The 21,744-nt window shown below is 71.4% G+C and carries 23 protein-coding genes; 8 read left to right on the top strand and 15 right to left on the bottom strand.

Annotated elements, in window-relative coordinates; translation table 11 throughout:
- Positions 1 to 15: 15 nt before the first annotated feature.
- Genes OG730_RS23890 through OG730_RS23880 form a run of 3 tightly spaced genes read right to left on the bottom strand, consistent with a single transcriptional unit; the run spans position 16 to position 3,225 of the window.
- Positions 16 to 1,083, bottom strand: a complete 1,068-nt coding sequence (locus OG730_RS23890) for a Zn-dependent alcohol dehydrogenase (RefSeq protein WP_327306151.1) — start codon at positions 1,081 to 1,083, stop codon at positions 16 to 18.
- Positions 1,080 to 2,285, bottom strand: coding sequence for an acyl-CoA dehydrogenase family protein (locus OG730_RS23885; protein ID WP_327306150.1), 1,206 nt, complete (start codon positions 2,283 to 2,285; stop codon positions 1,080 to 1,082). The genes OG730_RS23890 and OG730_RS23885 overlap by 4 nt, the downstream gene beginning before the upstream one ends.
- A 19-nt stretch (positions 2,286 to 2,304) precedes the next feature.
- The gene (locus tag OG730_RS23880; protein ID WP_266878578.1) at positions 2,305 to 3,225 is read right to left on the bottom strand and encodes an SDR family NAD(P)-dependent oxidoreductase; all 921 of its coding nucleotides are present in this window, start codon (positions 3,223 to 3,225) and stop codon (positions 2,305 to 2,307) included.
- Positions 3,226 to 3,345: 120 nt separating this feature from the next.
- Between OG730_RS23880 and OG730_RS23875 the strand changes: the two genes are divergently transcribed.
- A complete protein-coding gene (locus OG730_RS23875) occupies positions 3,346 to 4,272 on the top strand; it encodes a cyclase family protein (RefSeq protein ID WP_327309388.1) in 927 nt (308 codons plus the stop codon).
- 649 nt (positions 4,273 to 4,921) lie between these two features.
- Here the strand turns inward: OG730_RS23875 and OG730_RS23870 are convergent.
- Complete coding sequence (locus OG730_RS23870) at positions 4,922 to 5,266, bottom strand: hypothetical protein (RefSeq protein ID WP_327306149.1); 345 nt, start codon at positions 5,264 to 5,266, stop codon at positions 4,922 to 4,924.
- A gap of 120 nt (positions 5,267 to 5,386) precedes the next feature.
- Positions 5,387 to 5,749, bottom strand: coding sequence for an ATP-binding protein (locus tag OG730_RS23865; RefSeq protein ID WP_327309387.1), 363 nt, complete (start codon positions 5,747 to 5,749; stop codon positions 5,387 to 5,389).
- Positions 5,750 to 6,017: 268 nt separating this feature from the next.
- Here OG730_RS23865 and OG730_RS23860 point away from each other — a divergent pair, with 268 nt between their 5' ends.
- The 3 genes from OG730_RS23860 to OG730_RS23850 all read left to right on the top strand — a co-directional run bounded on the left by OG730_RS23860 (position 6,018) and on the right by OG730_RS23850 (position 7,717).
- The gene (locus OG730_RS23860; protein ID WP_327306148.1) at positions 6,018 to 6,872 is read left to right on the top strand and encodes a DUF5753 domain-containing protein; all 855 of its coding nucleotides are present in this window, start codon (positions 6,018 to 6,020) and stop codon (positions 6,870 to 6,872) included.
- An 11-nt stretch (positions 6,873 to 6,883) separates the two neighbouring features.
- Positions 6,884 to 7,084 carry a DUF397 domain-containing protein gene (locus OG730_RS23855; RefSeq protein WP_327306147.1) on the top strand — a complete coding sequence of 67 codons (201 nt, stop codon included), beginning with the start codon at positions 6,884 to 6,886 and terminating at the stop codon, positions 7,082 to 7,084.
- A 261-nt stretch (positions 7,085 to 7,345) separates the two neighbouring features.
- The gene (locus OG730_RS23850) at positions 7,346 to 7,717 is read left to right on the top strand and encodes a hypothetical protein (RefSeq protein WP_327306146.1); all 372 of its coding nucleotides are present in this window, start codon (positions 7,346 to 7,348) and stop codon (positions 7,715 to 7,717) included.
- Between the two features lie 43 nt (positions 7,718 to 7,760).
- On the opposite strand, the gene OG730_RS23845 is transcribed toward OG730_RS23850, so the two are convergent.
- The 7 genes from OG730_RS23845 to OG730_RS23815 form a co-directional block, all read right to left on the bottom strand.
- The gene (locus tag OG730_RS23845; RefSeq protein ID WP_327306145.1) at positions 7,761 to 8,456 is read right to left on the bottom strand and encodes a hypothetical protein; all 696 of its coding nucleotides are present in this window, start codon (positions 8,454 to 8,456) and stop codon (positions 7,761 to 7,763) included.
- 119 nt (positions 8,457 to 8,575) lie between these two features.
- The gene (locus tag OG730_RS23840; RefSeq protein ID WP_327306144.1) at positions 8,576 to 9,124 is read right to left on the bottom strand and encodes a hypothetical protein; all 549 of its coding nucleotides are present in this window, start codon (positions 9,122 to 9,124) and stop codon (positions 8,576 to 8,578) included.
- Complete coding sequence (locus OG730_RS23835) at positions 9,121 to 9,708, bottom strand: SigE family RNA polymerase sigma factor (RefSeq protein ID WP_442814996.1); 588 nt, start codon at positions 9,706 to 9,708, stop codon at positions 9,121 to 9,123. The genes OG730_RS23840 and OG730_RS23835 overlap by 4 nt, the downstream gene beginning before the upstream one ends.
- 204 nt (positions 9,709 to 9,912) lie before the next feature.
- Positions 9,913 to 10,407, bottom strand: a complete 495-nt coding sequence (locus tag OG730_RS23830; protein ID WP_327306142.1) for an ATP-binding protein — start codon at positions 10,405 to 10,407, stop codon at positions 9,913 to 9,915.
- Positions 10,408 to 10,781: 374 nt separating this feature from the next.
- Complete coding sequence (locus OG730_RS23825; protein WP_327306141.1) at positions 10,782 to 11,711, bottom strand: acyl-CoA dehydrogenase family protein; 930 nt, start codon at positions 11,709 to 11,711, stop codon at positions 10,782 to 10,784.
- Between the two features lie 7 nt (positions 11,712 to 11,718).
- Positions 11,719 to 12,882 (bottom strand): acyl-CoA dehydrogenase, encoded by a 1,164-nt coding sequence (locus OG730_RS23820; protein ID WP_327306140.1) that lies wholly within the window; start codon positions 12,880 to 12,882, stop codon positions 11,719 to 11,721.
- Between the two features lie 5 nt (positions 12,883 to 12,887).
- The gene (locus OG730_RS23815) at positions 12,888 to 14,096 is read right to left on the bottom strand and encodes an amidohydrolase family protein (protein WP_327306139.1); all 1,209 of its coding nucleotides are present in this window, start codon (positions 14,094 to 14,096) and stop codon (positions 12,888 to 12,890) included.
- A 187-nt stretch (positions 14,097 to 14,283) separates the two neighbouring features.
- On the opposite strand from OG730_RS23815, the gene OG730_RS23810 reads away from it, so the two are divergent.
- Positions 14,284 to 15,837: a class I adenylate-forming enzyme family protein gene (locus OG730_RS23810; RefSeq protein ID WP_327306138.1), complete on the top strand. Its 1,554-nt coding sequence runs from the start codon at positions 14,284 to 14,286 to the stop codon at positions 15,835 to 15,837.
- A 73-nt stretch (positions 15,838 to 15,910) separates the two neighbouring features.
- Here OG730_RS23810 and OG730_RS23805 read toward each other — a convergent pair whose 3' ends face one another.
- Entirely contained in the window at positions 15,911 to 16,429 is a 519-nt protein-coding gene (locus tag OG730_RS23805) for an EF-hand domain-containing protein (RefSeq protein ID WP_327306137.1), read from the bottom strand.
- 319 nt (positions 16,430 to 16,748) lie between these two features.
- On the opposite strand from OG730_RS23805, the gene OG730_RS23800 reads away from it, so the two are divergent.
- Positions 16,749 to 17,327 (top strand): sigma-70 family RNA polymerase sigma factor, encoded by a 579-nt coding sequence (locus tag OG730_RS23800; RefSeq protein ID WP_327306136.1) that lies wholly within the window; start codon positions 16,749 to 16,751, stop codon positions 17,325 to 17,327.
- On the top strand, positions 17,324 to 18,751 hold the full coding sequence (locus tag OG730_RS23795; RefSeq protein WP_327306135.1) for a maleylpyruvate isomerase N-terminal domain-containing protein: 1,428 nt from the start codon (positions 17,324 to 17,326) through the stop codon (positions 18,749 to 18,751). The genes OG730_RS23800 and OG730_RS23795 overlap by 4 nt, the downstream gene beginning before the upstream one ends.
- A gap of 79 nt (positions 18,752 to 18,830) precedes the next feature.
- Here the strand turns inward: OG730_RS23795 and purU are convergent, their stop codons facing one another.
- Both purU and OG730_RS23785 read right to left on the bottom strand, forming a co-directional pair.
- On the bottom strand, positions 18,831 to 19,706 hold the full coding sequence (gene purU, locus OG730_RS23790) for a formyltetrahydrofolate deformylase (protein WP_327306134.1): 876 nt from the start codon (positions 19,704 to 19,706) through the stop codon (positions 18,831 to 18,833).
- A gap of 19 nt (positions 19,707 to 19,725) precedes the next feature.
- Positions 19,726 to 20,172 carry an SCO4402 family protein gene (locus OG730_RS23785; RefSeq protein WP_327309386.1) on the bottom strand — a complete coding sequence of 149 codons (447 nt, stop codon included), beginning with the start codon at positions 20,170 to 20,172 and terminating at the stop codon, positions 19,726 to 19,728.
- Between the two features lie 232 nt (positions 20,173 to 20,404).
- On the opposite strand from OG730_RS23785, the gene OG730_RS23780 reads away from it, so the two are divergent.
- Positions 20,405 to 21,736 carry an ABC transporter substrate-binding protein gene (locus OG730_RS23780; RefSeq protein WP_327306133.1) on the top strand — a complete coding sequence of 444 codons (1,332 nt, stop codon included), beginning with the start codon at positions 20,405 to 20,407 and terminating at the stop codon, positions 21,734 to 21,736.
- The last annotated feature ends 8 nt before the right edge of the window (positions 21,737 to 21,744 follow it).

Genomic DNA, 21,744 nt, shown 5'->3' with positions numbered 1-21,744 from the left:
GCGCGAGGAGCCGCCTCAGAACGTGAGGACCCCCCGCGCCACCCGCCCGTGATGCGCGTCGTCCACGGCCTTGGCGAAGTCCTCCACCGGGTAGACCTCCGTGACCAGTTCGTCCAGCAGCAGCTTCCCCTGCCGGTAGAGCTCCGCGTAGAGCGCGATGTCCCGCTGCGGGCGCGAGGACCCGTACCGGCAGCCCATGATCGTCTTGTCCAGGTACATGGACGAGACCTGGAAGGCCGCCTCCTCCTTGAAGCCGGGCACGCCCAGCAGGACCGCCTGTCCGTGCCGGTCCAGGAGGTCGATCGCCTGCCGGATCAGCTTGACGTTGCCCACGCACTCGAAGGCGTGGTCCGCGCCCGTGGGCAGGATCTCCTTCACGGCCGCCGAGGAGTCCGCCACCGCCGAGGCGTCGATGAAGTGCGTGGCGCCGAACTGCCGGGCCACCGCCTCCTTCGCCGGGTTCGCGTCGATCGCCACGATGGTCGTGGCGCCCGCGATCCGCGCGCCCTGGAGCACGTTGAGCCCGATGCCGCCGGTGCCGATGACGACCACCGTCTCGCCGCGGTCCACCTTGGCCCGGTTCAGTACGGCGCCCACGCCCGTCAGTACCCCGCAGCCGATCAGCGCGGCCGAGGTCAGCGGAATGTCCTTGGGGATCTTCACCGCCTGCACGGCCTTGACGATGGTCCGCTCCGCGAAGGCCGAGTTGGACGCGAACTGGTAGAGCGGCGTGCCGCCCCGCGAGAACGGCTGCCCCGGCATCCCGATCGCCTTGCGGCACATCGTCGGCCGGCCCCGGTCGCAGTCCGCGCACGCCCCGCAGTTGGCGAGCGTGGACAGAGAGACGTGGTCGCCGGGCGCCACGTGGGTGACCCCGGAGCCGACCGCCTCCACCACGCCCGCGCCCTCGTGCCCGAGCACCACCGGCGGCGGGAACGGGATCGTCCCGTCGATCACCGACAGATCGCTGTGACACAGCCCGGCCGCCGCTATCGCGACCAGCACCTCCCCCGGCCCCGGGTCCCGGATCTCCAGATCGTCGACCACCTGGGCCTGCTTGCCGTCGAATACGACGCCTCTCACCTGGACTCCTTAGGCAGGCCGAGCACGCGCTCGGCGATGATGTTGCGCTGGATCTCGTCCGAGCCGCCGTAGATGGTGTCGGCGCGGGTGAACAGGAACAGCCGCTGCTCCTCGTCGAGTCCGAGTTCGTACGGGGTCCCCCGCGACCAGTGCCCCGGCCCGGCGGTGGCCACCGCGCCCCGGACCTCCACCGCCAGCTCCCCGAGCCGCCGGTGCCAGCCTCCCCACAGCAGTTTGGCCACGCTGGGCGCACCGGGGTCCCCACCCTCGGCGCCCAGCGTCCGCAGCGCGTTCCACCGCATCGTGCGCAGCTCGGCCCACTGCCGTACGAGGCGTTCGCGCAGGACCGGGTCGCCCGCGCCCGCGTCCACGTACGCCCGGACCACCCGCTCCAGTTCGGCCGCGAAGCCGATCTGCTGGACGAGCGTGGAGACCCCTCGCTCCAGCGCGAGCAGTCCCATGGCCACGGACCAGCCGTTGCCCTCCCCGCCCACGACCTCGGCGGCGACGGCCCCGTCGAAGAACACCTCGTTGAACTCGGAGGTCCCCGACATCTGCCGGATCGGCCGGACCTCGACCTTGCCCGGCTGGTCCATGCGGACCAGGAGGAAGGACAGCCCGCGGTGCCGCACGGACCCGGCCTCGGTGCGCGCCAGGACGAAGCACCAGTCGGCGTCCTGGGCGAGCGAGGTCCAGATCTTCTGCCCGGTGACCCGGTGGAGGCCGTCCGCCGCGTCCCTCACGGCCGTCGTACGGATTCCGGCGAGGTCGGAGCCGGCGCCCGGTTCGGAGTACCCCTGGCACCACAGCTCCTCGCCGCGGGCGATGCCGGGGAGGTGGCGGGCCCGCTGCTCCGGGGAGCCGTAGGCGATCAGCGTCGGCGCGAGGAGGTTCTCGCCGATGTGGCCGACCCGGGCCGGCGCGCGCGCGGCCGCGTACTCCTCGGCCCACACCACCTGCCCGGTGAGGGACAGCCGCCGGTTGCCGTACCCGTCGCCCTCCCCCGTCTCCCAGCCCTGCCCGATCCAGCCGGCCCGTCCCAGCTCGCGCTCCCAGGCGCGCCGGATCTCGACTCCTTCGTGCTCGCTGCCCGGCCCGCCGAGGCCGACGGCCTCCTCGTACGGGCCCACGAGGTGCTCCGCCAGCCACGCCCGGGCGCGGCCGCGCAGCTCCTCGGCCTCCTCGTCGAAGCGGAAGTCCATGGTCGTACCCCCCTCGGTTCTACGCGTTGGGGCGGTCCTTGGCCGCAGCCGCCTTGGCCATGGCTTCGAGCTGGGCGAGCATCGGCATCGGGTCGGTGCCGACGGTCCCGGGCAGGAAGTCGGCGATCTTCTCGGGGGTCCAGGAGCCCTCGGCGTACCCCGCGCGCAGTTCGCGGGGCTGGGCCCAGACGGCGATCTTCGGGCCGGCGATCGTGTAGACCTGCCCGGTGATCTTCTCGCCGCCGACGGCCACGGCCTTGTCGGAGAGCAGGTAGGTCACGAGCGCCGCCACGTCCTCGGGCTCGCCGATCTCCTTGAGCTCCATCGGCACGTTGGCCGACATCCGGGTGCGCGCGACGGGCGCCACGGCGTTGGAGGTCACTCCGTACTTGGCCAGCCCCAGGGCCGCCGACCGGACGAGCGAGATGATCCCGCCCTTGGCGGCGCTGTAGTTGGCCTGGGCCACGGAGCCCTGGTGGTTGCCGCTGGTGAAGCCGATCAGCGTGCCGGTGCCCTGGCGGCGCATGACGGCGGAGGCCGCGCGGAAGACGGTGAAGGTGCCCTTGAGGTGGGTGGCGACCACCGGGTCCCACTCCTCCTCGGACATGTTGAACAGCATCCGCTCGCGCAGGATGCCGGCGACGCACACGACTCCGTCGATGCGTCCGTACTGGGCGAGCGCGGTGTCGACGATGCGCTGCCCGCCCGCCATCGTCGAGATGTCGTCGGCGACGGCGACGGCCTCCCCACCAGCGGCGATGATCTCCTTCACCACCGCTTCGGCGATCTCGCTGGTGGGCTCGTTGCCCTCCATGCCCACGCCGTAGTCGTTGACGACGACCCTGGCACCCTCGGCGGCCGCGGCGAGTGCCACGGCCCGTCCGATGCCCCGGCCGGCGCCTGTGACGGCGACGACTTTGCCTGCCAAGAAGTTCCCCACGTCCGGCCCCTTCCCGCGTTTTCTGACGGTCCGTTAGATTCTATGGGCACCGCGATGCGCCAGCACAAGCCCCAGTTCGCCACCACCGCCCATTTCCTCCTCAAGGAGCTGATGAGATCCATGGCCATGCCCGCCGAGTTCCACGACATCGCCAAGCGCGTCAACAACTGGGGCCGGTGGGGCGCCGACGACGAGATCGGCACCCTCAACCTCATCACCGACGAGGTCGTCCGCGCGGCCGCGGCCGAGATCCGCACCGGGCGCCGCATCCCGCTCGCCCTCCCCCTCAAGGAGGACGGGGTGCAGTCCGGCATGATCCCCGGCCGGATCAACCCGCTGCACACGATGGTGCAGATCAACCAGGAACTCTTCGGCCCGGGCACGGTGGCGTGCAGCGACGACGCGGTGACCTTCGGGCTCCAGGCCGGCACCCACTGGGACGCGCTCACGCACGTCTCGCACTCGGGGAAGATCTACAACGGCCGCCCGGCCGGCACCATCACGGCGCACGGCCGCGCCGAGTTCAGCGGCATCGACAAGGCCGGGCACATCGTCTCGCGCGGGGTCCTGCTGGACGTGGCCCGCGCCAAGGGCCTGGACCGCCTCCCCGGCGGCCACGCGGTCACCCCCGAGGACCTGAACGAGGCGGAGGAGTTCGCCGGGGTCACCGTCCGCGCGGGCGACATCGTCCTGGTCCGCACCGGCCAGGTGCAGGTCTACCTGGCGGGCGACAAGCACGGCTACGGCTACCCGTCGCCCGGCCTGTCCGTCCGTACGCCCGAGTGGTTCCACGCCCGGGACGTGGCGGCCGTCGCGAACGACACCCTGACCTTCGAGATCTTCCCGCCGGAGATAGACAACCTGTGGCTGCCGGTGCACGCCCTGGACCTGGTCGAGATGGGCATGCACCAGGGCCAGAACTGGAACCTCGAAAAGTTGTCCACAGCCTGTGCGGAAGAATCCCGCTACACCTTCCTCCTCTCGGCCATGCCGGAGCCCTTCGTCGGCGCGGTGGGCACCCCGGTGGCCCCGATCGCCATCCTCTGAGCGTTCCCGTCCGCCGGTCGCCCTGGCCCGAACAGTTCGACCCTCAGCCCCGAGTCATCATGACGAGCGAGGCGGGCACCGCCACCAACCCACAGATGGCCAGGACACCGCCAACGAGCCGCACGAAACCCGCGGAGGGCACCGACCGCACCCTCTCCCGAGTCCGCGAACTCCGATCCAGGCCGTTCACGACGAAGGATCGAATCCTGGCAGCCCCGCTCTTGGTGGCGAAGACTCCGCCCAAGACGATCACCAGCAGTCCCCAGATCAGCAGGAACGGGCCTGGAGCGGGCTCCGTCTGACCGGCGAGAAGCAACATGGTCGGATCCTTCACCGCCCGGACGGCAAGGTCAACAGCCGTACGAGCCACCGGAACCACTTGTGAGGCTTACGAGGACACGACGAGCGTGGGGGATGAAGGCGAGCAAGTCGGGCGAGGGCGTTCCGAGTACCGAGTAGGGGCAGACATCGCCTCCATGGGGACGCCCCCGATGCCCAACAGCAGGTGTGACGGGGCCATCGGTGCCGCCGGGGTCAGCGTTTGCGAGAGATCATCCACGGAGGGAAATCCTCACCCGCGCTCCCCGCCCGTCACCCGCGACGGGGGTCCTGGCCGGCGGCTTTCCGCATCGGCCAGGACGCCACGCGATCAGGCGTCGTGGACCATACGGACGAACTGATCGAAGTCCAGCTCCTGGCCGTACTTGATCGGTTCTTGGATGACGTTCCATTCCGCGCGCGTCACACCATCCCGAACCACTCGGACGGGCAACGAACCGCTCGCTCCGACGACCACTATCCGGCCTACCTGCTCCAGAGGTCCGGACTGCCCGCCCGGGAGGAAATAGACCCATCCCTCCTGGGTCCAGCCGTCCACAACGATCGACGGGTAGGCCGCGGCCACACGCGTCAGTCCCTCCCGGCCGGGCCAGACCTCCCCGACCGCAGCCGCGTAGTCGCTTATGTCCTTGAACTCTATGAAGCGCTCACTCATGCGGTTGGACGCTAGCCGGGATCCCCACGGAAGGAAGAACAATCCGGAATCGCAGCGCAGGCGCCGTGGCCAGCCTCGCCGACTCACGGCCATCTCGCGGAGGCGGTCCGGCCGGCACCCTCACCCTCCGCCTCCGCCGAGCCGGAACCACACCACGGTCCCGCCGTCGCCCGCGACCACCGCCCAGTCCTCGCAGTACGCCCCCACGAGGACGAGCCCCCGCCCCCGCACATCGAGCGGCCCGCCGCCGACCGGCCGCCAGGGCGGGCCGCTGTCGCGCACCTCTACGGTGATCCGGCCGCCCGTGACGTCGACACCGACGCCGATCGTCTCCGTCGGGGTGTGCCGGTACGCGTTGGTCACCAGCTCCGACGTACACAGCCGGGCCGCCTCCACGAGGTGCCCGAACCCGGCACCCCGCAGGATCGAAGCCACCCACTCCCTGGCCACCCGGGGCGTATCGGGCCGACTCGGCGCGACCATCCGGTAGCTGAGCCCTAACGCTTTCGCGTGCGTCACGTTCTTCTCCCAACGCGGTACGGATTGCGTGGCATTGGCCGCCCCCAGGCGACGCGAGCTCCAAGACCCTCGCCAGCGGCTGCACTTCGCTCCATCGACATGCGATGCGATGTTGCGAGGACCATAGGGGGCAACCATGCACCGGTGCAACCTTGCCACCTACTTCCTCTGCCGCCGGTAGACCCACGGCACGGATAGCGGCAGACTCGTGCCAGACAAGGGGAAGGGACACATGCCACCGAGGGACAACCCGACGGCACGCCAGGCGCGACTCGGGGTCGAGCTGCGGAAGCTACGCGAGGCCGCGGCGACGACGGCCCGGGAGGCCGCTGGTCTCCTCTCCGTCGACCAAGCGAAGATCAGCCACATCGAAGCGGGTCGGCTCGGCGTGAGCGAGGAGCGCATTCGACGGCTCGCGACGTTCTACTCATGTGACGACGAGGCCCTGATCGAAGCCCTGTGCGCCATCGCCAGGGAGCATCGCGGACAGTACTGGTTTGACGAATATCGGGGCATCCTTGCTCCCGGATTCCTCGACATCGCCGAGCTGGAACACCACGCCGTAGCCCTCCGCACCATGCAGAGCGTGACCCTGCCCGGACTGTTCCAGACGGAGAACTACGCCCGCGCACTGTTCTCGGGTGCCACTCCGAAGCTCCCCGCCGCAGAGGTCGAGGCCCGGGTCGAACACCGCATGAAGCGCGTCACGCTCTTCGACCGAGCCGAACCGCCCCAGTTCGACGCGATCATCCACGAAGCGGCCCTGCGCATGCGTTTCGGTGGACGCAAGGTCGCGCGCGAGCAGCTTGAGCACCTTCTGGACGTGTCGACGCGCCCCGCCGTGACGGTTCGCGTCATCCCCTTCACGAACGAGGACTTCATCGAGGTCACTCAGCCCGTCCTCTATGCCCGCGGGATCGTTCCGCAATTGGACACGGTGCAGATCGACAGCGCCTTCGGAGGCCGATTCCTGGACGCCGACGCCGATCTGCGCAAGTACAGGACGCTCTTCGAAATCGCGGAGCAGGCGGCCCTGGACTCGGAGGCGTCGCGGCAGATCATCCACCACATCGCACGAGAACTGTGAGAGATACGGCAATGAGCGCATCCATCAAGTGGCAGAAGTCGTCCTTCTCCGGAGGCGGAGGGGAGAACTGCATCGAAGTCGGGCACGAACCCGGCGGCATCGTGATGCGCGAGAGCGACGACCCGGGTGTCGTCATCACCACCAGTCCCGCAAAGCTGGCCGCCTTCATCAGGGGCGTCAAGGCCGGCGAGTTCGACCACTTCGTGAACTGACCCGCCCGCACCGCCTCTCGCCCGGAAAGCCCCTCGCCAAGCCTGGCGGGGGGCTTTCCGCATATGCCAATGAGCACCTATGCACCGGTGCATACTTGCCAGGCCGATCGGCGTAGCGCTACCGTCACACTGCGTCGCAATTCCAGCACGGCCTCGCCCTGTTGAGCACGTCGGGCTGTAGGTCAGGTGCACCCATGCCGTCAGCACAGGAGGGCAGCCATGCCCCAAGCGCGCCGATCACCTCTCCCACAAGGTGCAAAGTTGCCTCCCGCCCGGGACACGACCGTGGCGATCCTGGCCGGGTTCTGGTTCGAGGCGCTCTGCTACGCCGACGCGTACGCCGACCGGAGGCCCGAACTGCTGGACCGGGCGATGCTCGACACCCCCGAGGAAGCCGTCCGGCTGATCCGGGTGCAGATCCGGACCACGCACCCCTTCGCCCTGTCCCCGGACGAAGCGGCCCGCGCACTCGCCTGGTCCGACGGCGGCGGCCGGGTCCCCGCGCTCGCGGCCCTGCACCGGGGCGAGGTCGCCGGTTTCAGCATCGTCCTGCGCGACGGGATCCGCGCCGAGTGGCGGGTCCGGCCCGTGGACTACCTCCGGCTGACCGTCGCACACCGGCCCCGCCGGTGAGGAGACGGCGGTCCGGGAAGACCGCAGCCTCCGCGCCCTACGGTCAGCCCTTCGCGCAGATCACGTCGTACGGGCGGCCCACCGCCATGGTCAGCTGCATCGGCTCGGTGGTGCCGGAGGGGCACTCGGCCTTCGTCTTGACCAGGCCGAGCACCTTGTACGCGCCCGAGCCGCCCGAGGCGCAGGGCACTTCCTGCGCCTGGTTCGTCACGCAGTCGCCCTGCACCAGCTGGCCGCCGCCGGCGCCCGCGTCGCCGGGGTGGTCACCGGTCAGGTTGCGGCCGCAGACGGTGTTGGTGGGGATGCCGCCCGACTTCGCGGAGCCGTAGGTCATGCTCACCTGGATCATCAGGTCGGTGCCGGGCGGGCACTGGATCGCGCCCGGCAGGATGCTGGCGTCCTTGATGTCGATCGCCTTGAAGGTGGCTCCGGACGCCGAGCACTTCCGCGGCCGGTAGCCGTCCGGCGGGTTGTCCGGGTCGGGGCCGCCGCAGTCGCCCACCGCCCACGTGCTCGACGTGTCGGAGGAGGACTCCGGATTCCCCGGGTCCTTGGACGCCGCGGCGGAGGCCGAAGCGGACGCCGAGGGCTTGGCGTCGTCCTTGTCGCCGTTCTTGCCGAGCCACTGGGAGGCTCCGTAGATGGCCGCGACGATCAGAACGAGGACGAGGAAACCGGGGAGCTTGCTCCCACGGCGCCCCGGGGCGGGCGGAGGTGTCACCTGGTACGGGTTTGCCATGCACTACTCCTGCGGTGAGGGGGGCCTTTGGAGTGGGCCTTCGGGTGGGACGACGCGCCCCGCACAGAGACACGTCATGGACACCTCATGGTTCCACGCTCCCGCGACCGTCCCCGCCCTCAAGCGCAGAGCGGCCGATCCTCCTCCGTGGGACGGAAGGTGACCGTTACCTCCGAGTCGTGGCGGACGAAGCGCGCCTCGACCGCCGAGACGAGCATCATCGTGCCCGCCGTGTACGGGTCGTCCCAGACGGCCGCGTCCAAGGCCTCGTCCGGCACTTCCGGATCGGCGCGCCACCAGCGGCCGTCGAACTTCGTGAACCGGATCCCGCAGTGCACGTACAACGTGTGCGGGTACGGGACCCCGAGCGCCGGGGTGGCCTGAACGGCCGGCTCCGTCGCCGCGGGCAGGCCGCTCGGCGGTCCCGCGGTCGCGGCCGGCGGGGCTGGCATCCGGGACCCGTCGCCCGGCGACCACTGCGGGGCGAGGACGGCCAGCACCGCGGCGGCCGCCACCAGTCCGGCCGCCGCCGCCGCTCTCCGGCGCCCGCGGATCCGGGCGGCCGCCCGGACGGCGTCCTGCGGCGCGGGCGCCGCGAGGGGCACCGGCGGCCGGTCCGCCAGCGCGTGCAGGGCGCGGCGCAGCTCTTCTTCGGGGTACCCGTTCATCGCGCCTCCGCCTCGCTCACGCTCGTACTCAGGTCGGGGTGGGACCGCAAGCGGGTCAGGGCCCGTGCGGTCAGGCTGGTCACCGTGCCGTTCGGGCAGCCCAGGATCTCCGCCGTCTGCTCGACGGTCAGGTCCTGGTAGTAGCGCAGCACCAGGACGGCCCGCTGGCGCCGCGGGAGGCCGAGCAGGGCGCGTTCGAGCAGGTCCGAGGCCGCGACCGCCTCTGCGGTGGGCTCCCCTGAGCCGGAACCGATGCCGTAGACGCCCACCGCGTCGGGCAGGGCCGCGTGGGGCAGCTCGTAGTGCCAGCGCCTGCGGCGCCAGGTGCAGTACGTGGTGACCATGACCTTGTGGGCGTAGCCGACCGGTGCGTCGTAGCGGCCCGCGCGGGCCCAGCGGTCGTAGACCTTGGCCAGGGTCACCTGCACCAGGTCCTGTCCCAGATGCCAGTCGCCCGTCAGCAGCCGCGCGGTGCGGAGCAACGGGACTCCCTGCGCCGCGACGAACTCCGCAAACGTTTCTTCGGATGGCTCCACCCGGCAACACCCCCTCACCCCCAAGACGACTCGGGGGTGCCATCGCATTGCACCGCGGCGGTACGAACACACCGGAAGGGCAATGGAATGGTGCTGCGGGTGGCGGCGGCGCGCATGCACGCCCCGAGCGCGGCACGGCGGCCGCCACCCCACGACCCGCACTCGTCAAGGCAGGACCGGCCCTTGGCGTCCCCTCGCGACGAATCGTTCAACACAAGAGTGATCACCAGTTGACGAACCGTCAACACCTCGTTAGAGGTACACGCGCGGTTCCCGGATCGCGCCACGGATTTCCGGCCCGTCCGGGGCCTTCCCGCCGGGCTCCCCGGCGACCTCGTCCGAGATCCCCTCCGCGGTCTTCTCCTCGCGGTCGATCTCGCACCAGATCCGCTTCCCGGCGCCCTCGCGCTGCCAGCCCCAGCGGTCCGCCAGTCCGTCCACGAGCTCCAGCCCGCGCCCGCCCGTATCGTCCCCCGCGGCCTGCCGCGGGGACGGGGCCCGGTCGCTCGCGTCCGCGACCTCCACCCGCACCCCCGGCTCCCCGAAGAGCATGCGCAGCACGGCCGGACAGCCGGTGTGCACGACGGCGTTGGTGACCAGCTCGGAGATCAGCAGGATCAGCGTCTCCGCGAGCGGCTCGTCATCCCCTATGCCGCAGCCCGCGAGCCGGGAGCGGGCCCATCGGCGGGCCCGGCCGACCTCGGCGGGGTCCGGTCCTACCTCCAGCTGAACCTGAAGCACCTGCACCGCTCACACCATCCGAACCGGCGGACACTTCGCCTCGCGACAGGACGGAGTCACCGAGTGTGACCCCGTTGCGGAGCAGCATGGTTGACATACAGTCACCACAACAAGCGCTTCGGGCATATTCCAGCGTGAAGGAGTAAGCGTGGTGCATACTGTGCGGCGCTCGCGCCGCTCAACCGCTCGCATTCCCGGGAGCGTACCGGAGCCACCCCCCGCCTCCGGGCCTCAATGAGGCGGGCGAAGGACACAAACCGATATCAACTCTCCGTAATCGGACATGCGTCCCGCGCCGTCCCTCCCGCACCCCACCGTCACAGCGAGCGAGCAGCCGGCGGCCCGAACGACCCCGCGGACCCCGCCCACTCCGCCGCCCCCTACTCCGCCGCCGCCAGCAGCTCCGCCGCGAGCGCCTCCTCCGCCTGCGCCGCCGTCCGCCACTGCTCCGCCCGCACCCAGGCCCGCTTCAGGTGCAGGTGCACGTCCGCCTCCCAGGTGAAGCCCATCCCGCCGTGCACCTGGAGACAGTCCCGGGCATTGCGCACGGCCGCCTCGTCGGCCAGCAGCTTCGCTCCGGCCACCTCAGCCGGATCCGCCGTCACGGCGGCCGCGTAGACCGCCGTACGGGCCACCTCCGCGCGCACCAGCATCTGCGCGCACAGGTGCTTGACCGCCTGGAACGCCCCGATCGGCTGCCCGAACTGCTCGCGCTCCTTCGCGTACCGCACGGCCAGTTCCACCGTGCGCAGCGCGCTGCCGAGCTGCAGGGCCGCCGTCAGCAGCGCCCCCTCGTCCCGGTAGGTTCCGGCCGCCACCGGCCGCACCGGTACGGACACGCGGGCCAGCGGGGTCAGCGGGTCCGCGGAGCGCACCGGCTCCCCGTCATGGACCTCCACCGGCTCCCCGTCCGCCCCGAGCACCGCGTCGGCCTCGCCGAGGTGGGCCACGAGCGGGCCCTCCAGGTCGAAGGCCGTCACCACCGCCTCCCCCTCCGCGGCCCCCGCGACCAGCCCGGCGGCCAGGTGGGTGGCGACCAGCGGACCGGGCAGCAGGGCCCGCCCGGCCTCCTCGAAGACGAGGACGGCCTCCGGCAGCCCGAGCCCGACCCCGCCCCGGTCCTCCGGGAGCCGCAGCGCGAAGAACCCGGCTTCGCCGAGCTCCCGCCACAGGGACCGGTCCACGGACCGGCCCGTGTCGGCCGCCCGGTCGACCGAGGCGCGCAGCGCCTCGCGGTCGTAGCGGCCCGCCAGGAGGTCCCGTACGCCCGTCCGCAGGTCCCGCTGGTCCTGCGTCGGCTGGAAGTCCACGGAACGCTCACCTGCCCTTCGGAAGGCCGAGGATCCGCTCGGCCACGATGTTCTGCTGGATCTGCGAGGTGCCGGCCGCGATCGTGTAGGAGAGCGAGGAGAGCCGGTCCAGGGTCCACTCCTCCTCCAGCGACAGGGACTGCGCCCCCAGTACCTCGGCGGCGGTGTCGTACAGCTCCTGGCGCGCGTGCGAGTACGCCAGTTTGAAGACGCTGCCGCCGATGCCGGGGACCCCGCCGGAGCGTTCCGACTCGCTGACGTTCCACTGGGTGAGCCGCCACAGGGCGCCGAACTCCCCGTACAGCCGGCCCAGCCGGCGCCGCAGCACCGGGTCGTCCCAGCGGCCGTTGGCCTTCGCGGCGCGGGCCAGCTCGCCCAGGGTGCGCCGGCAGGCGACGACCTCCCCGACGAAGGCGGTGCCGCGCTCGAAGGACAGGGTCACCATCGTGACCCGCCAGCCGTCGTTCTCCGCGCCGACCCGGTTGGCGACCGGGACCCGCACCTCGTCGAGGAACATCTCCGCGAACTCCGTGGACCCGGCCAGGGTGCGCAGCGGCCGGATCGTCACCCCCGGCGCGTCCATCGGCATGGCCAGCCAGGAGATCCCCCGGTGCTTGGGGGTCGTCCCGCTGATCGGGTCCGTCCTGACCAGCAGCTCGCACCAGTCGGAGACCTCCGCGTGCGAGGTCCATATCTTCGAGCCGGTGATCACGTACTCGTCGCCGTCGCGCACCGCGCGGGTGCGCAGCGAGGCCAGGTCCGAGCCCGCGTCCGGCTCGCTGAAGCCCTGGCACCACATCTCGTCGCCGCGCAGGACGGGCGGCAGCCAGCGCGCGCGCTGCTCCGCGGTGCCCTCGGCGGCGATGGTCGGGCCGGCGTGCAGCAGCCCGACGAAGTTCGCGCCGACGTACGGGGCGCCCGCGCGCTCGGTCTCCTCCAGGTAGATCAGGTGCTGCGTGGGGGTGGCCCCGCGGCCGCCCGCGTCCACCGGCCAGTGCAGTCCGGCGTACCCGGCGTCGTACAGGCGGCGCTGCCAGCCCGCGTCGTACGCGCGGCGGCCCGGCCAGTCGTCGGGCGAGGGCCTGGGCGGCAGTCCGGGGAGCACGTGCGCGAGCCAGGCCCGCAGCCGGGCCCGGAACTCCCGCTCCTCCTCGGTATAGGTGAGGTCCACTGCGCCTACCGCCCCGTCCGCCGGTCCTTGTCGAAGTCGAGTCCGAGCATGCGGATGGCATTTCCGCGCATCAGCTTGTACACGGTCTCCTCATCGAGACCCTTGACGTGGTCGAGGGCGACCTCCTTGGTGTGCGGGAAGGTCGAGTCCACGTGCGGGTAGTCGGTCTCGAAGGTGGCGTTGTCGCGGCCGACGACGTCCAGCGAGGCGATCCCGTGCTTGTCGCGGAAGAAGCAGCAGAACATCTGCCGGTAGTAGTACGTGGACGGCGGCTCGGGGATCAGGTCCTTGACCCCGCCCCAGGCCCGGTGCTCCTGCCACACGTCGTCGGCGCGCTCCAGGGCGTACGGGATCCAGCCCATCTGGCCCTCGCTGTAGGCCAGTTTCAGCGTCGGGAACTTGACGAGCACCCCGCTGAACAGGAAGTCCATCATCGAGGCCATGGCGTTGTTGAAGCTGAGCGCCGCCTGTACGGCGGGCGGGGCGTCGGGGGAGGCGGCGGGCATCTGGGAGCTGGACCCGATGTGCATGTTGACGACGGTGCCGGTCTCCTGGCAGACGGCGAAGAAGGGGTCCCAGTAGCCGGTGTGGATGGACGGCAGGCCGAGGTGGGTGGGGATCTCGGAGAAGGTCACCGCCCGCACCCCGCGCGCGGCGTTGCGCCGGATCTCGGCGACGGCCAGGTCGATGTCCCAGAGCGGGATGATGCAGAGCGGGATGAGCCGGCCCCCGCTGTCCCCGCACCACTCCTCGACCATCCAGTCGTTGTACGCGCGCACGCAGGCCAGGGCCACTTCCTTGTCCTTCGCCTCGGCGAAGGTCTGCCCGCAGAAGCGCGGGAAGGTCGGGAAGCACAGGGAGGCCTCGACGTGGTTGAGGTCCATGTCGAGGAGGCGCGCCTTGGGGTCCCAGCAGCCGCGCCGCATCTCCTCGCGGGTGATGCCCTCCAGGGTCATCTCGTCCCGGTCGAAGCCCACGGCGGCGATGTTGCGCTTGTACGGGAACTTCAGGTCCTCGTAGATCCACCAGTCGGTGGGCGGGCCGTCGGGGTCCATGGTGATCACGTACTTGCCGCCGGTGTAGGCGAGCTCGCCGATGCCGGCGGTGAGCGCCTTGGGACCGCGGTCGCGGTACTTGGCCGGCAGCCACACGTCGAAGAGGTGGGCCGGTTCGATGACGTGGTCGTCGACGCTGATGATCCGAGGCAGTTCCATGATGTCCCCTCGCTGAAGCCGAAGCTGAATCCGACGCCTAACCCGATACTGAATCTGATGGGGCGTCAGAAATCTGGAACCAAGCTAGCTCCCCACCCCTGGACCGACAAGCGTCCGCGCTCTACGCTCTGCGCTTGATCTGACTATCCGTCAGGTACGTGAGCGGCCAAGGGGAGGCGGGTCCGGGATGACGGACAACAGCACCGCAGTCGAACTCAGCCGGTCCCGCACGCTCTGGGACCTCATCACCCGCCGGGCCGCCATGACCCCCGACGCCCCCGTCCTCATCGAGGCCGCCGAGGATCCCGCGAACGACCGGCGGCTGACCTTCGCCGAGCTGCGCGACCGGTCCGAGCAGGTCGCGGCCGGCCTCCACGACATGGGGGTGCGCCCCGGCACGGTGGTCGCCTGGCAGCTCCCCACCCGCATCGAGACCGTGCTGCTCTCGGTCGCCCTCGCCCGCATCGGCGCCGTCCAGACCCCCGTCATCCCCTTCTACCGGGACCGTGAGGTCGGCTTCGCCCTGCGCGAGTCCAAGGCGGAGTTCTTCGCCGTCCCCGGCGTCTGGCGCGGCTTCGACCACACGGCCATGGCGCACCGCCTCGGCGCCCGCGGCGTCTTCGAGGCCTACGCCACCCTCCCGACGGGCGACCCGGCGGTGCTCCCCCCGCCCCCCGGGGACGGCGTCTCGGTCCGGTGGATCTACTGGACCTCGGGCACCACCTCGGACCCCAAGGGCGTCCTGCACACGGACCGCTCCCTCATCGCCGGCGGCTCCTGCCTGGCCCACGCCCTGCACCTGTCACCGGACGACGTCGGCTCGATGGCCTTCCCGTTCGCCCACATCGCCGGACCCGACTACACGGTGATGCTGCTGCTCTACGGGTTCCCGGCGGTCCTCTTCGAGAAGTTCGCGATGCCCGACGCCCTGGACGGCTACCGGCGCCACGGCGTCACCGTCGCCGGCGGCTCCACGGCCTTCTACTCGATGTTCCTCACCGAGCAGCGCAAGGACCCGTCCGCCAAGCTCATCCCCACCCTCCGCCTCCTCGCGGGCGGCGGGGCGCCGAAGCCCCCGGAGATCTACCACGCGGTGGTCCGCGAACTGGGCTGCCAGCTCACCCACGGCTACGGCATGACCGAGGTCCCCATGATCACGATGGGCGCCCCGGACGACACCGCGGAGAACCTCGCCACCACCGAGGGCCGGCCGCCGCAGGGCATGTCGATCCGCATCACGACCCCGGAAGGGGCGCTCCTCCCCCCGGACACCGACGGGGAGGTCCGCCTGCGCGGAGAGGCGGTCTGCCGGGGATACCTGGGGCGGGAAGAGAACGCCGGGGTCTTCGACGCCGACGGCTACCTGGTCACCGGCGACCTCGGTCACCTCACCAAGGACGGCTACCTGGTCCTGACCGGCCGCAGCAAGGACGTCATCATCCGCAAGGGCGAGAACATCTCGGCGAAGGAGATCGAGGACCTGCTCCACCAGCTCCCGGCGGTGGCCGACGTCGCCGTCATAGGCCTGCCGGACCCGGAACGCGGCGAACGCGTCTGCGCGGTCGTCGAACAGCCCGCGGGCGCGGCCCCGCTGACCCTGGCCGAGGTGACCTCCCACCTCCGCACGGAGGGCCTCTCCCCGCACAAGCTCCCGGAACAACTGGAACTGGTCGAGGCCCTGCCCCGCAACGACGCCCTGCGCAAGGTCCTCAAGTACAAACTCCGCGAACGGTACGCGTAGGCCCCCGCCCGGGCGGGGCTCCCGGCCCCGCCCACGCCAACGCCCAGGCCCAGACCCGGGCCCACGCCGGCGCCTACGCGTCCGGCGCGGCCACCCCGCAGTAGCCCGCGAAGGCCGCCAGGATCTCGTCCTCCGTGATGCGGCCGTCGCCGTCCGCGTCCAGGGCCGCCGCGACCGGGCCCGCCAGCTCCTCCGGAGTGCCCAGCACGCGCAGCACGCGGGCCGTCGCCGCCGGAGTCGCGCCGGGCCCGTCCGGGTCCGCCGCCGCGATCACCGCGCGCAGGAACGGCCGCGCGATCTCCGCGAACCGGTGCGGGTTGTCCCGCAGCCGCTTCGCCGCGCCCGTGACGAACTCCTCGCGGGACACCCGCTGGTCGCCGTCCACGTCCGCGATGCCGGCCATGCCCTGCCAGAAGGCCTCCGCGCCGGCGAAGACGGCCTGGCCCCGGTCGGACCGGGCGGCGACGGCGAATTCGGCCAGGACCGCCTTGGCCGCCGTACTGAAGTCCTCCCGGTCGATGTACCCCGACCCGTCCTGGTCGAAGGTGGCGAAGCGGGCGGCGATCTTGCGCTCGTATTCTGCGCTGTCCATATTCGGCGTTCCGCCTTCACGTATGCGGTGGGGTGCAGTTCAAGACAGGACAGGAGCGTAAGGCCTACGTGGCCTGCGCGTTAAGCGAAGCGGTCAAGGAGGTGGCCGCATCGAACCAGCGCACGAGGAGCGCGGTGGGGCGCGTACGCCTGTACCCATGGGGCGGGCCCGACATCCGCGTTCACGCCGCGCGACGCCCGTATCACGGAGGGCGCCGTTCCGGGACGAGCTTCTGGCAAAACGGGCGCACACCGCTGCATGCCCACTACATTCGAGTGGTCGACACACGGCTTGAACCGGGAATCCGGCTGGGGGCACGATGCCGAAGGACGCACCACCGCGCTGGGACCGCCGCATGCAACAACGCCTGGCCCGCGGCGAGGCCGCCGCGCTCGGAGAGCTGTACGACCGCTTCGCCTCGCTCGTGCACAGCCTCGCCCACCGGGTCCTGAACGACGAGAAGGCCGCCGACCGGATCACCCGCGAGGTCTTCGGCTACATCTGGGAGAACCCGGACGCCTACGACCCCAAACAGGGCTCCATGCGCTCCTGGGTCGCCCGCATCACCCAGGGGCAGGCCGTCGCCCGCCTGCGCCAGGCCGAACTGGGCAACGGCTCCCGCGAGGAACTGGAACAGAAGGTGCGCAGCGCCAACGCGGCGGCCCGCGCCGACTTCATCGTCACCTCCATGCCCGCGCCCCTGCGGGCCGCGCTCGAACTCGCCTACTTCAAGCGCCGCGACTACCGCCAGGCCGCCGCCGACCTGCAGATCAGCGAGGACGAGGCCCGGCGCCGGCTGCGCCTGGGCCTGCAACTCCTGTCCACGGCCAACGCCGTCCCGCGCGACGACACCGTGCCGCCCGGGTACGGCCCCTCCGGATATGGATCCACCCGATGACGACGCCACCGAGCCCCTTCGGCGAAGACGACGGCGAGGAGTACGAGCGGCACGAGCAGCCCCCGAACCGCGCCAACGGCCCGGCGCGCATACCGGGACCGCGCGGGGCAGCCGACGACCTCGACCTCGCGCGGCCGGGGTACGCGCCGTCCGCGGAGGGGCCCCTGGACCCCGACGGGCCGGAGGACCTCGACTCCCTGGACGCCCTGGACGCCCTGGACGACGCCGAGTACGCGCAGTTCACGCGGTACCCGGAGGTCACCGACTTCGTGGCCGCACCGGCACCCGCCGAGCCCGAACCGGAGCCCGTCCCGGCAGCGCCGCCGCCCACCCACGCCGTACTGAAGTCCCTGCTCGGCGCCTGGGCCCTGGCGGCCTGCTCCGCGGAGGAGACCCAGGCCGTCGAGGACCACCTCACCGAATGCGCGCGCTGCGCCGAGGAGGCCCTGCGGCTGCGCGACGCCGTGGGGCTGCTGCGCCCGGAGGAGACCCTCGACCTCAAGCCGCTGCTGCGCTCGCGCGTGCTGGAGGACTGCCTCGGCAAGCGTCCCGCCCGCATCCCGGTGCCGGTGTGGGCGAGCCCGTACGACACCGAGACGGCGCGGCTCGACGCGCTGCTGCGGGACTTCGGGGACTCGGAGTGGCACACCCCGGTCCGGCTGAAGTGGTTCGAGGAGGAGCGGCGCCAGACCCGCCGGACCACGGTGGCCGGGGTCATCGGGCACCTGCTGGCGGTGGACGGCCTCGTGGCGGCCGCGCTGGGCCTGGACGACCCCCTGGGGCCGGAGGCGTCGGCGGACACCCCGGCCGAGCGCACGGAACGGTTCTGGGAGGACTCCCCGTACCCGACCACCCGCCGGGTCCGCGAGCCGTGGCGGGAGCAGGGCCATACCCTGGTCCGTACGGTCTCCTTCGCGGGCAGCGGCGTGGCCGAACTGGACGTGGACTACGGCGGCTTCGCCCTGCCCCTCGGGGACGCGTTCCTGGAGCGGGCCTTCGAGTGCTGGGTGCACGCCGTGGACATCGCGGAGGCGGTGGACTATCCGTACGGGCCGCCGTCCGCGCCGCACCTGAACCGGATGATCGACCTGGCGGCCCGGCTCCTGCCGGCGGCCCTGGCCGGGCGCCGGCGGGCGGGACTGGCGGCGCCGGCGCGCGGGCTGGTCGCGGCGGGGGCGCCGGGCCGGACCCTGCACCTGGAGATCGAGGGCGCGGGAGGCGGCGGCTGGGACATCGCACTGGACTCCCCCGCGGCGAAGCCCTCACCGGACCACACGGTGGCCCGGATCGCCCTGGACGGCGTCGAGTTCTGCCAGCTCGCCGCGGGCCACATCTCCCCGGAGGATGCCGCGGTCGGCCAGAACGGCGACCGCGAGGCCATCCGCGACGTCCTCTTCGCGGCGGCCTCCCTGAGCCGGATGTAGGGCCGGATTCAGGGCCCGGTGTAGGGCCCCCGATACAGGGCCCCGGATGCAGGGCCCACCGCCCGCGCGGGGGCCGGCCCTACGTGAAGACGACCGTCCGGGTCCCGTTCAGCAGGACCCGGTGCTCGCTGTGCCACTTCACGGCCCGCGCCAGCGCCTGGCACTCCACGTCCCGGCCGATCGCCACGAGCTGGTCCGGGGTGACCTCGTGCCCCACCCGCTCGACCTCCTGCTCGATGATCGGGCCCTCGTCCAGGTCCGCCGTCACGTAGTGAGCGGTCGCGCCGATCAGCTTCACGCCGCGGGCGTGCGCCTGGTGGTACGGCTTCGCGCCCTTGAAGCTCGGCAGGAACGAGTGGTGGATGTTGATGATCCGCCCGCTCAGCTCCTTGCACAGGGTGTCCGACAGCACCTGCATGTACCGCGCGAGGACCACGAGGTCCACCTCCTCGGCCCGCACCAGCTCCAGCAGCCGCGCCTCCGCCGCCGCCTTCGTGTCCTTCGTCACCGGGATGTGCACGAACGGGACCCCGTAGGAGCCGACCAGTTCCTCGAAGTCGGTGTGGTTCGAGACCACGGCCGCGATCTCCACCGGCAGCGCGCCGATCCGGTGGCGGAACAGCAGGTCGTTGAGGCAGTGCCCGAACTTCGACACCATCAGCACGATCCGCATGCGCTCGTCGGAGCGGTGGATCTGCCAGTCCATCCGGAAGGAGTCGCCGATCGCGGCGAAGCTGGCGCGCAGCTTCTCCACGGTCACCGGAGCGTCGGCCGCGAAGTGGACCCGCATGAAGAAGAGACCGGTGTCGCGGTCGCCGAACTGCTGACTGTCCTCGATGTTGCACCCGGTCATGAACAGGTAGCTGGACACGGCGTGCACGATGCCCTGCTTGTCCGGGCATGAGAGGGTCAGTACGTACTGCTGCGGGGCCTGGGGCTGCGGGTCGTCGCTCATGACCCCACAGCCTTCCACATCACACCGCGCGCGTGAGGATCCGCAGGACGTCCAGTGAGCACGGACGCACGTCCGGGTCCTCCCCGTCCGCCGTCGCCAGTCGTACGTGGGCCTCGCGCGCGGCCCGTACCGCCTCCGGCCAGGCGTGGTGCTCCAGGTATCCGGAGACCGGGGCGTCGGGGCCTATCTGGTGCATGATCCGCAGCACCCGCAGCACGGCGAGGTCCACGAGGGCCGCCTCCTGCGCATCGCGGAAGATCGTGCCGACGTACTTGTCCGCGGACCAGCTGTCGAGCCAGGTGTCCTCGACGAGCCGGTACACGGCGTCGGTGACGTCCCCGTACCCTTCGGCGGCGGCCAGCCAGGTGTCCTCTTGGAACGCGGGGTCGGAAAGCATGTGCAGCGCCGAGCGCACGTTGCTGCGCCAGCGCCACCACGGCATGTCGTTGAGGGGCATGCCGCCCATGGTGGAGGAGCGGCCGCCGCGGCGGGAAGAGTTCTTCGAACCTTGGGCGAATGTCACGCTTTCGATCGTACGTTCCCGTCCGGCGCGATCTTGAGGCACCCGTGCCCGGCCCGCACGGACCCGACGGGCGCTCACTCACCGTGTGGGCGACACCCGTAATTCACCTCACCGTCACTCGATGTTGCGCGCACCTCGTACTTCAGTTACCCCGGGCGCGGAATGGTGCATGCACATGACCACCCGGCGAAGCGCAGCGGCACTCTCCCGAACCTTTCTGGCCCGGACCACGGCCATGGCGATGGGCGCGTGTCTCATCGCCGGCTGCGGGGCGCTCCCCGGAGGCTCGGGGGGCTCCGGGGGCGCCGAGACCCTCACCGTCATGACCTTCGCCCCGGAGGACTCCTCGGCGACCAACATGCCGGGCATGCCCGGCATGGCCAAGGCCTACGAACGCTGGGTCAACTCCAAGGGCGGCATCAACGGCCGCAAGCTCCGCGTCCTGACCTGCAACGAGCGCAACACGCCCACCGGCGCCGCCGACTGCGCCCGCAAGGCGGTCGCCGAGAAGGCCGTCGCCGTCGTCGGCTCCTACAGCCAGCACGGACGCGCCTTCATGGCCCCGCTGGAAGTCGCGGGCATCCCGTTCATCGGCGGGTACGGGGTCTCCCCCGAGGAGTTCCAGTCCCCGCTCTCCTACCCGGTCAACGGCGGCCAGCCCGTCCTGGTGGCCGGCGCCGGCCACCTGCTGGGGCGCACCTGCGCCAAGGTCGCCCTGGTCCGTCCCGACACCCTCGCCGGCGACTCCCTGCCGGGCCAGCTCAACGCCGGCCTCAAGGCGAACCAGATGGCCGCGGCCAGCGACATCCGGGCCGCCGAAGACTCCGCCGACCTCCGCGCCCAGGCCGACGAGGCACTGGCCGCCACCGCACCCCGCGGCGCCTCGAAGGGCGACGCCCCCTCCGCGAAGGACGGGAAGGAGAAGGGCTGCGTGGCCGCCGTGCTCGGCGCCCGTACCGAGACCTTCTTCGACGCCTTCCGCCGTGCCGACGTCCAGAACCGCAAGCCGCAGATCTCCTCGGTCCTCGGCTCGGTCAGCCAGGCCCTGGTCGACCGCACCGGCGGCAAGGAGAGCCCCTTCGAGGGCGCCTACGTCACCAGCTGGTACCCGGTCTCCACCGATCCGCTCTGGACGCAGATGCGCAAGGTCGTCTCCGAGCACGCCTTCGGTGACAACGCCGTGGACCCCGACGACAGCGGCGCCCAGAACACCTGGATCGCGTACACGGTGTTCAGCGAGATGGTGAAGCGGTTCAAGGAGGACGAGACCATCACCGGGCGCAACCTCGCGCGCAAGCTCAACCAGGCCGAACCCGTCCAGACCGGCGGCCTGACCCCCGACCTCAGCTGGCGCTACGACGACATGCGCGCCGTCTCCGGCTTTCCCCGCATGGTCAACGGGCGGGTCACCTTCCAGGTGGTCCAGCAGGGCCGGCTGGTGGCCCACCAGGGCGCGGAGCAGTCCATGGACATGATCAAGACCATGGAGCAGGCCCCCCGTTCGTAGGGCGCGCC

The organism is Streptomyces sp. NBC_01298, assembly GCF_035978755.1.
In the GTDB taxonomy this organism is placed as follows: Bacteria; Actinomycetota; Actinomycetes; order Streptomycetales; family Streptomycetaceae; genus Streptomyces.
Note: the sequence above shows the minus strand (reverse complement) of the source record. Positions and strands in the feature narration are given on the sequence as shown.

What these genes read in the sequence shown, in the direction of transcription:
- OG730_RS23870 (WP_327306149.1), bottom strand. Translation starts at nt 5,266, where the DNA reads ATGAGTGAGCGCTTCATAGAGTTCAAGGACATAAGCGACTACGCGGCT.
- OG730_RS23875 (WP_327309388.1), top strand. Translation starts at nt 3,346, where the DNA reads ATGGCCATGCCCGCCGAGTTCCACGACATCGCCAAGCGCGTCAACAAC.
- OG730_RS23780 (WP_327306133.1), top strand. Translation starts at nt 20,405, where the DNA reads ATGACCACCCGGCGAAGCGCAGCGGCACTCTCCCGAACCTTTCTGGCC.
- OG730_RS23860 (WP_327306148.1), top strand. Translation starts at nt 6,018, where the DNA reads ATGCCACCGAGGGACAACCCGACGGCACGCCAGGCGCGACTCGGGGTC.
- OG730_RS23800 (WP_327306136.1), top strand. Translation starts at nt 16,749, where the DNA reads ATGCCGAAGGACGCACCACCGCGCTGGGACCGCCGCATGCAACAACGC.
- OG730_RS23885 (WP_327306150.1), bottom strand. Translation starts at nt 2,285, where the DNA reads ATGGACTTCCGCTTCGACGAGGAGGCCGAGGAGCTGCGCGGCCGCGCC.
- OG730_RS23840 (WP_327306144.1), bottom strand. Translation starts at nt 9,124, where the DNA reads ATGAACGGGTACCCCGAAGAAGAGCTGCGCCGCGCCCTGCACGCGCTG.
- OG730_RS23835 (WP_442814996.1), bottom strand. Translation starts at nt 9,708, where the DNA reads ATGCGATGGCACCCCCGAGTCGTCTTGGGGGTGAGGGGGTGTTGCCGG.
- OG730_RS23845 (WP_327306145.1), bottom strand. Translation starts at nt 8,456, where the DNA reads ATGGCAAACCCGTACCAGGTGACACCTCCGCCCGCCCCGGGGCGCCGT.
- OG730_RS23785 (WP_327309386.1), bottom strand. Translation starts at nt 20,172, where the DNA reads ATGGGCGGCATGCCCCTCAACGACATGCCGTGGTGGCGCTGGCGCAGC.
- OG730_RS23810 (WP_327306138.1), top strand. Translation starts at nt 14,284, where the DNA reads ATGACGGACAACAGCACCGCAGTCGAACTCAGCCGGTCCCGCACGCTC.
- OG730_RS23805 (WP_327306137.1), bottom strand. Translation starts at nt 16,429, where the DNA reads ATGGACAGCGCAGAATACGAGCGCAAGATCGCCGCCCGCTTCGCCACC.
- OG730_RS23815 (WP_327306139.1), bottom strand. Translation starts at nt 14,096, where the DNA reads ATGGAACTGCCTCGGATCATCAGCGTCGACGACCACGTCATCGAACCG.
- purU (WP_327306134.1), bottom strand. Translation starts at nt 19,706, where the DNA reads ATGAGCGACGACCCGCAGCCCCAGGCCCCGCAGCAGTACGTACTGACC.
- OG730_RS23865 (WP_327309387.1), bottom strand. Translation starts at nt 5,749, where the DNA reads ATGGTCGCGCCGAGTCGGCCCGATACGCCCCGGGTGGCCAGGGAGTGG.
- OG730_RS23795 (WP_327306135.1), top strand. Translation starts at nt 17,324, where the DNA reads ATGACGACGCCACCGAGCCCCTTCGGCGAAGACGACGGCGAGGAGTAC.
- OG730_RS23855 (WP_327306147.1), top strand. Translation starts at nt 6,884, where the DNA reads ATGAGCGCATCCATCAAGTGGCAGAAGTCGTCCTTCTCCGGAGGCGGA.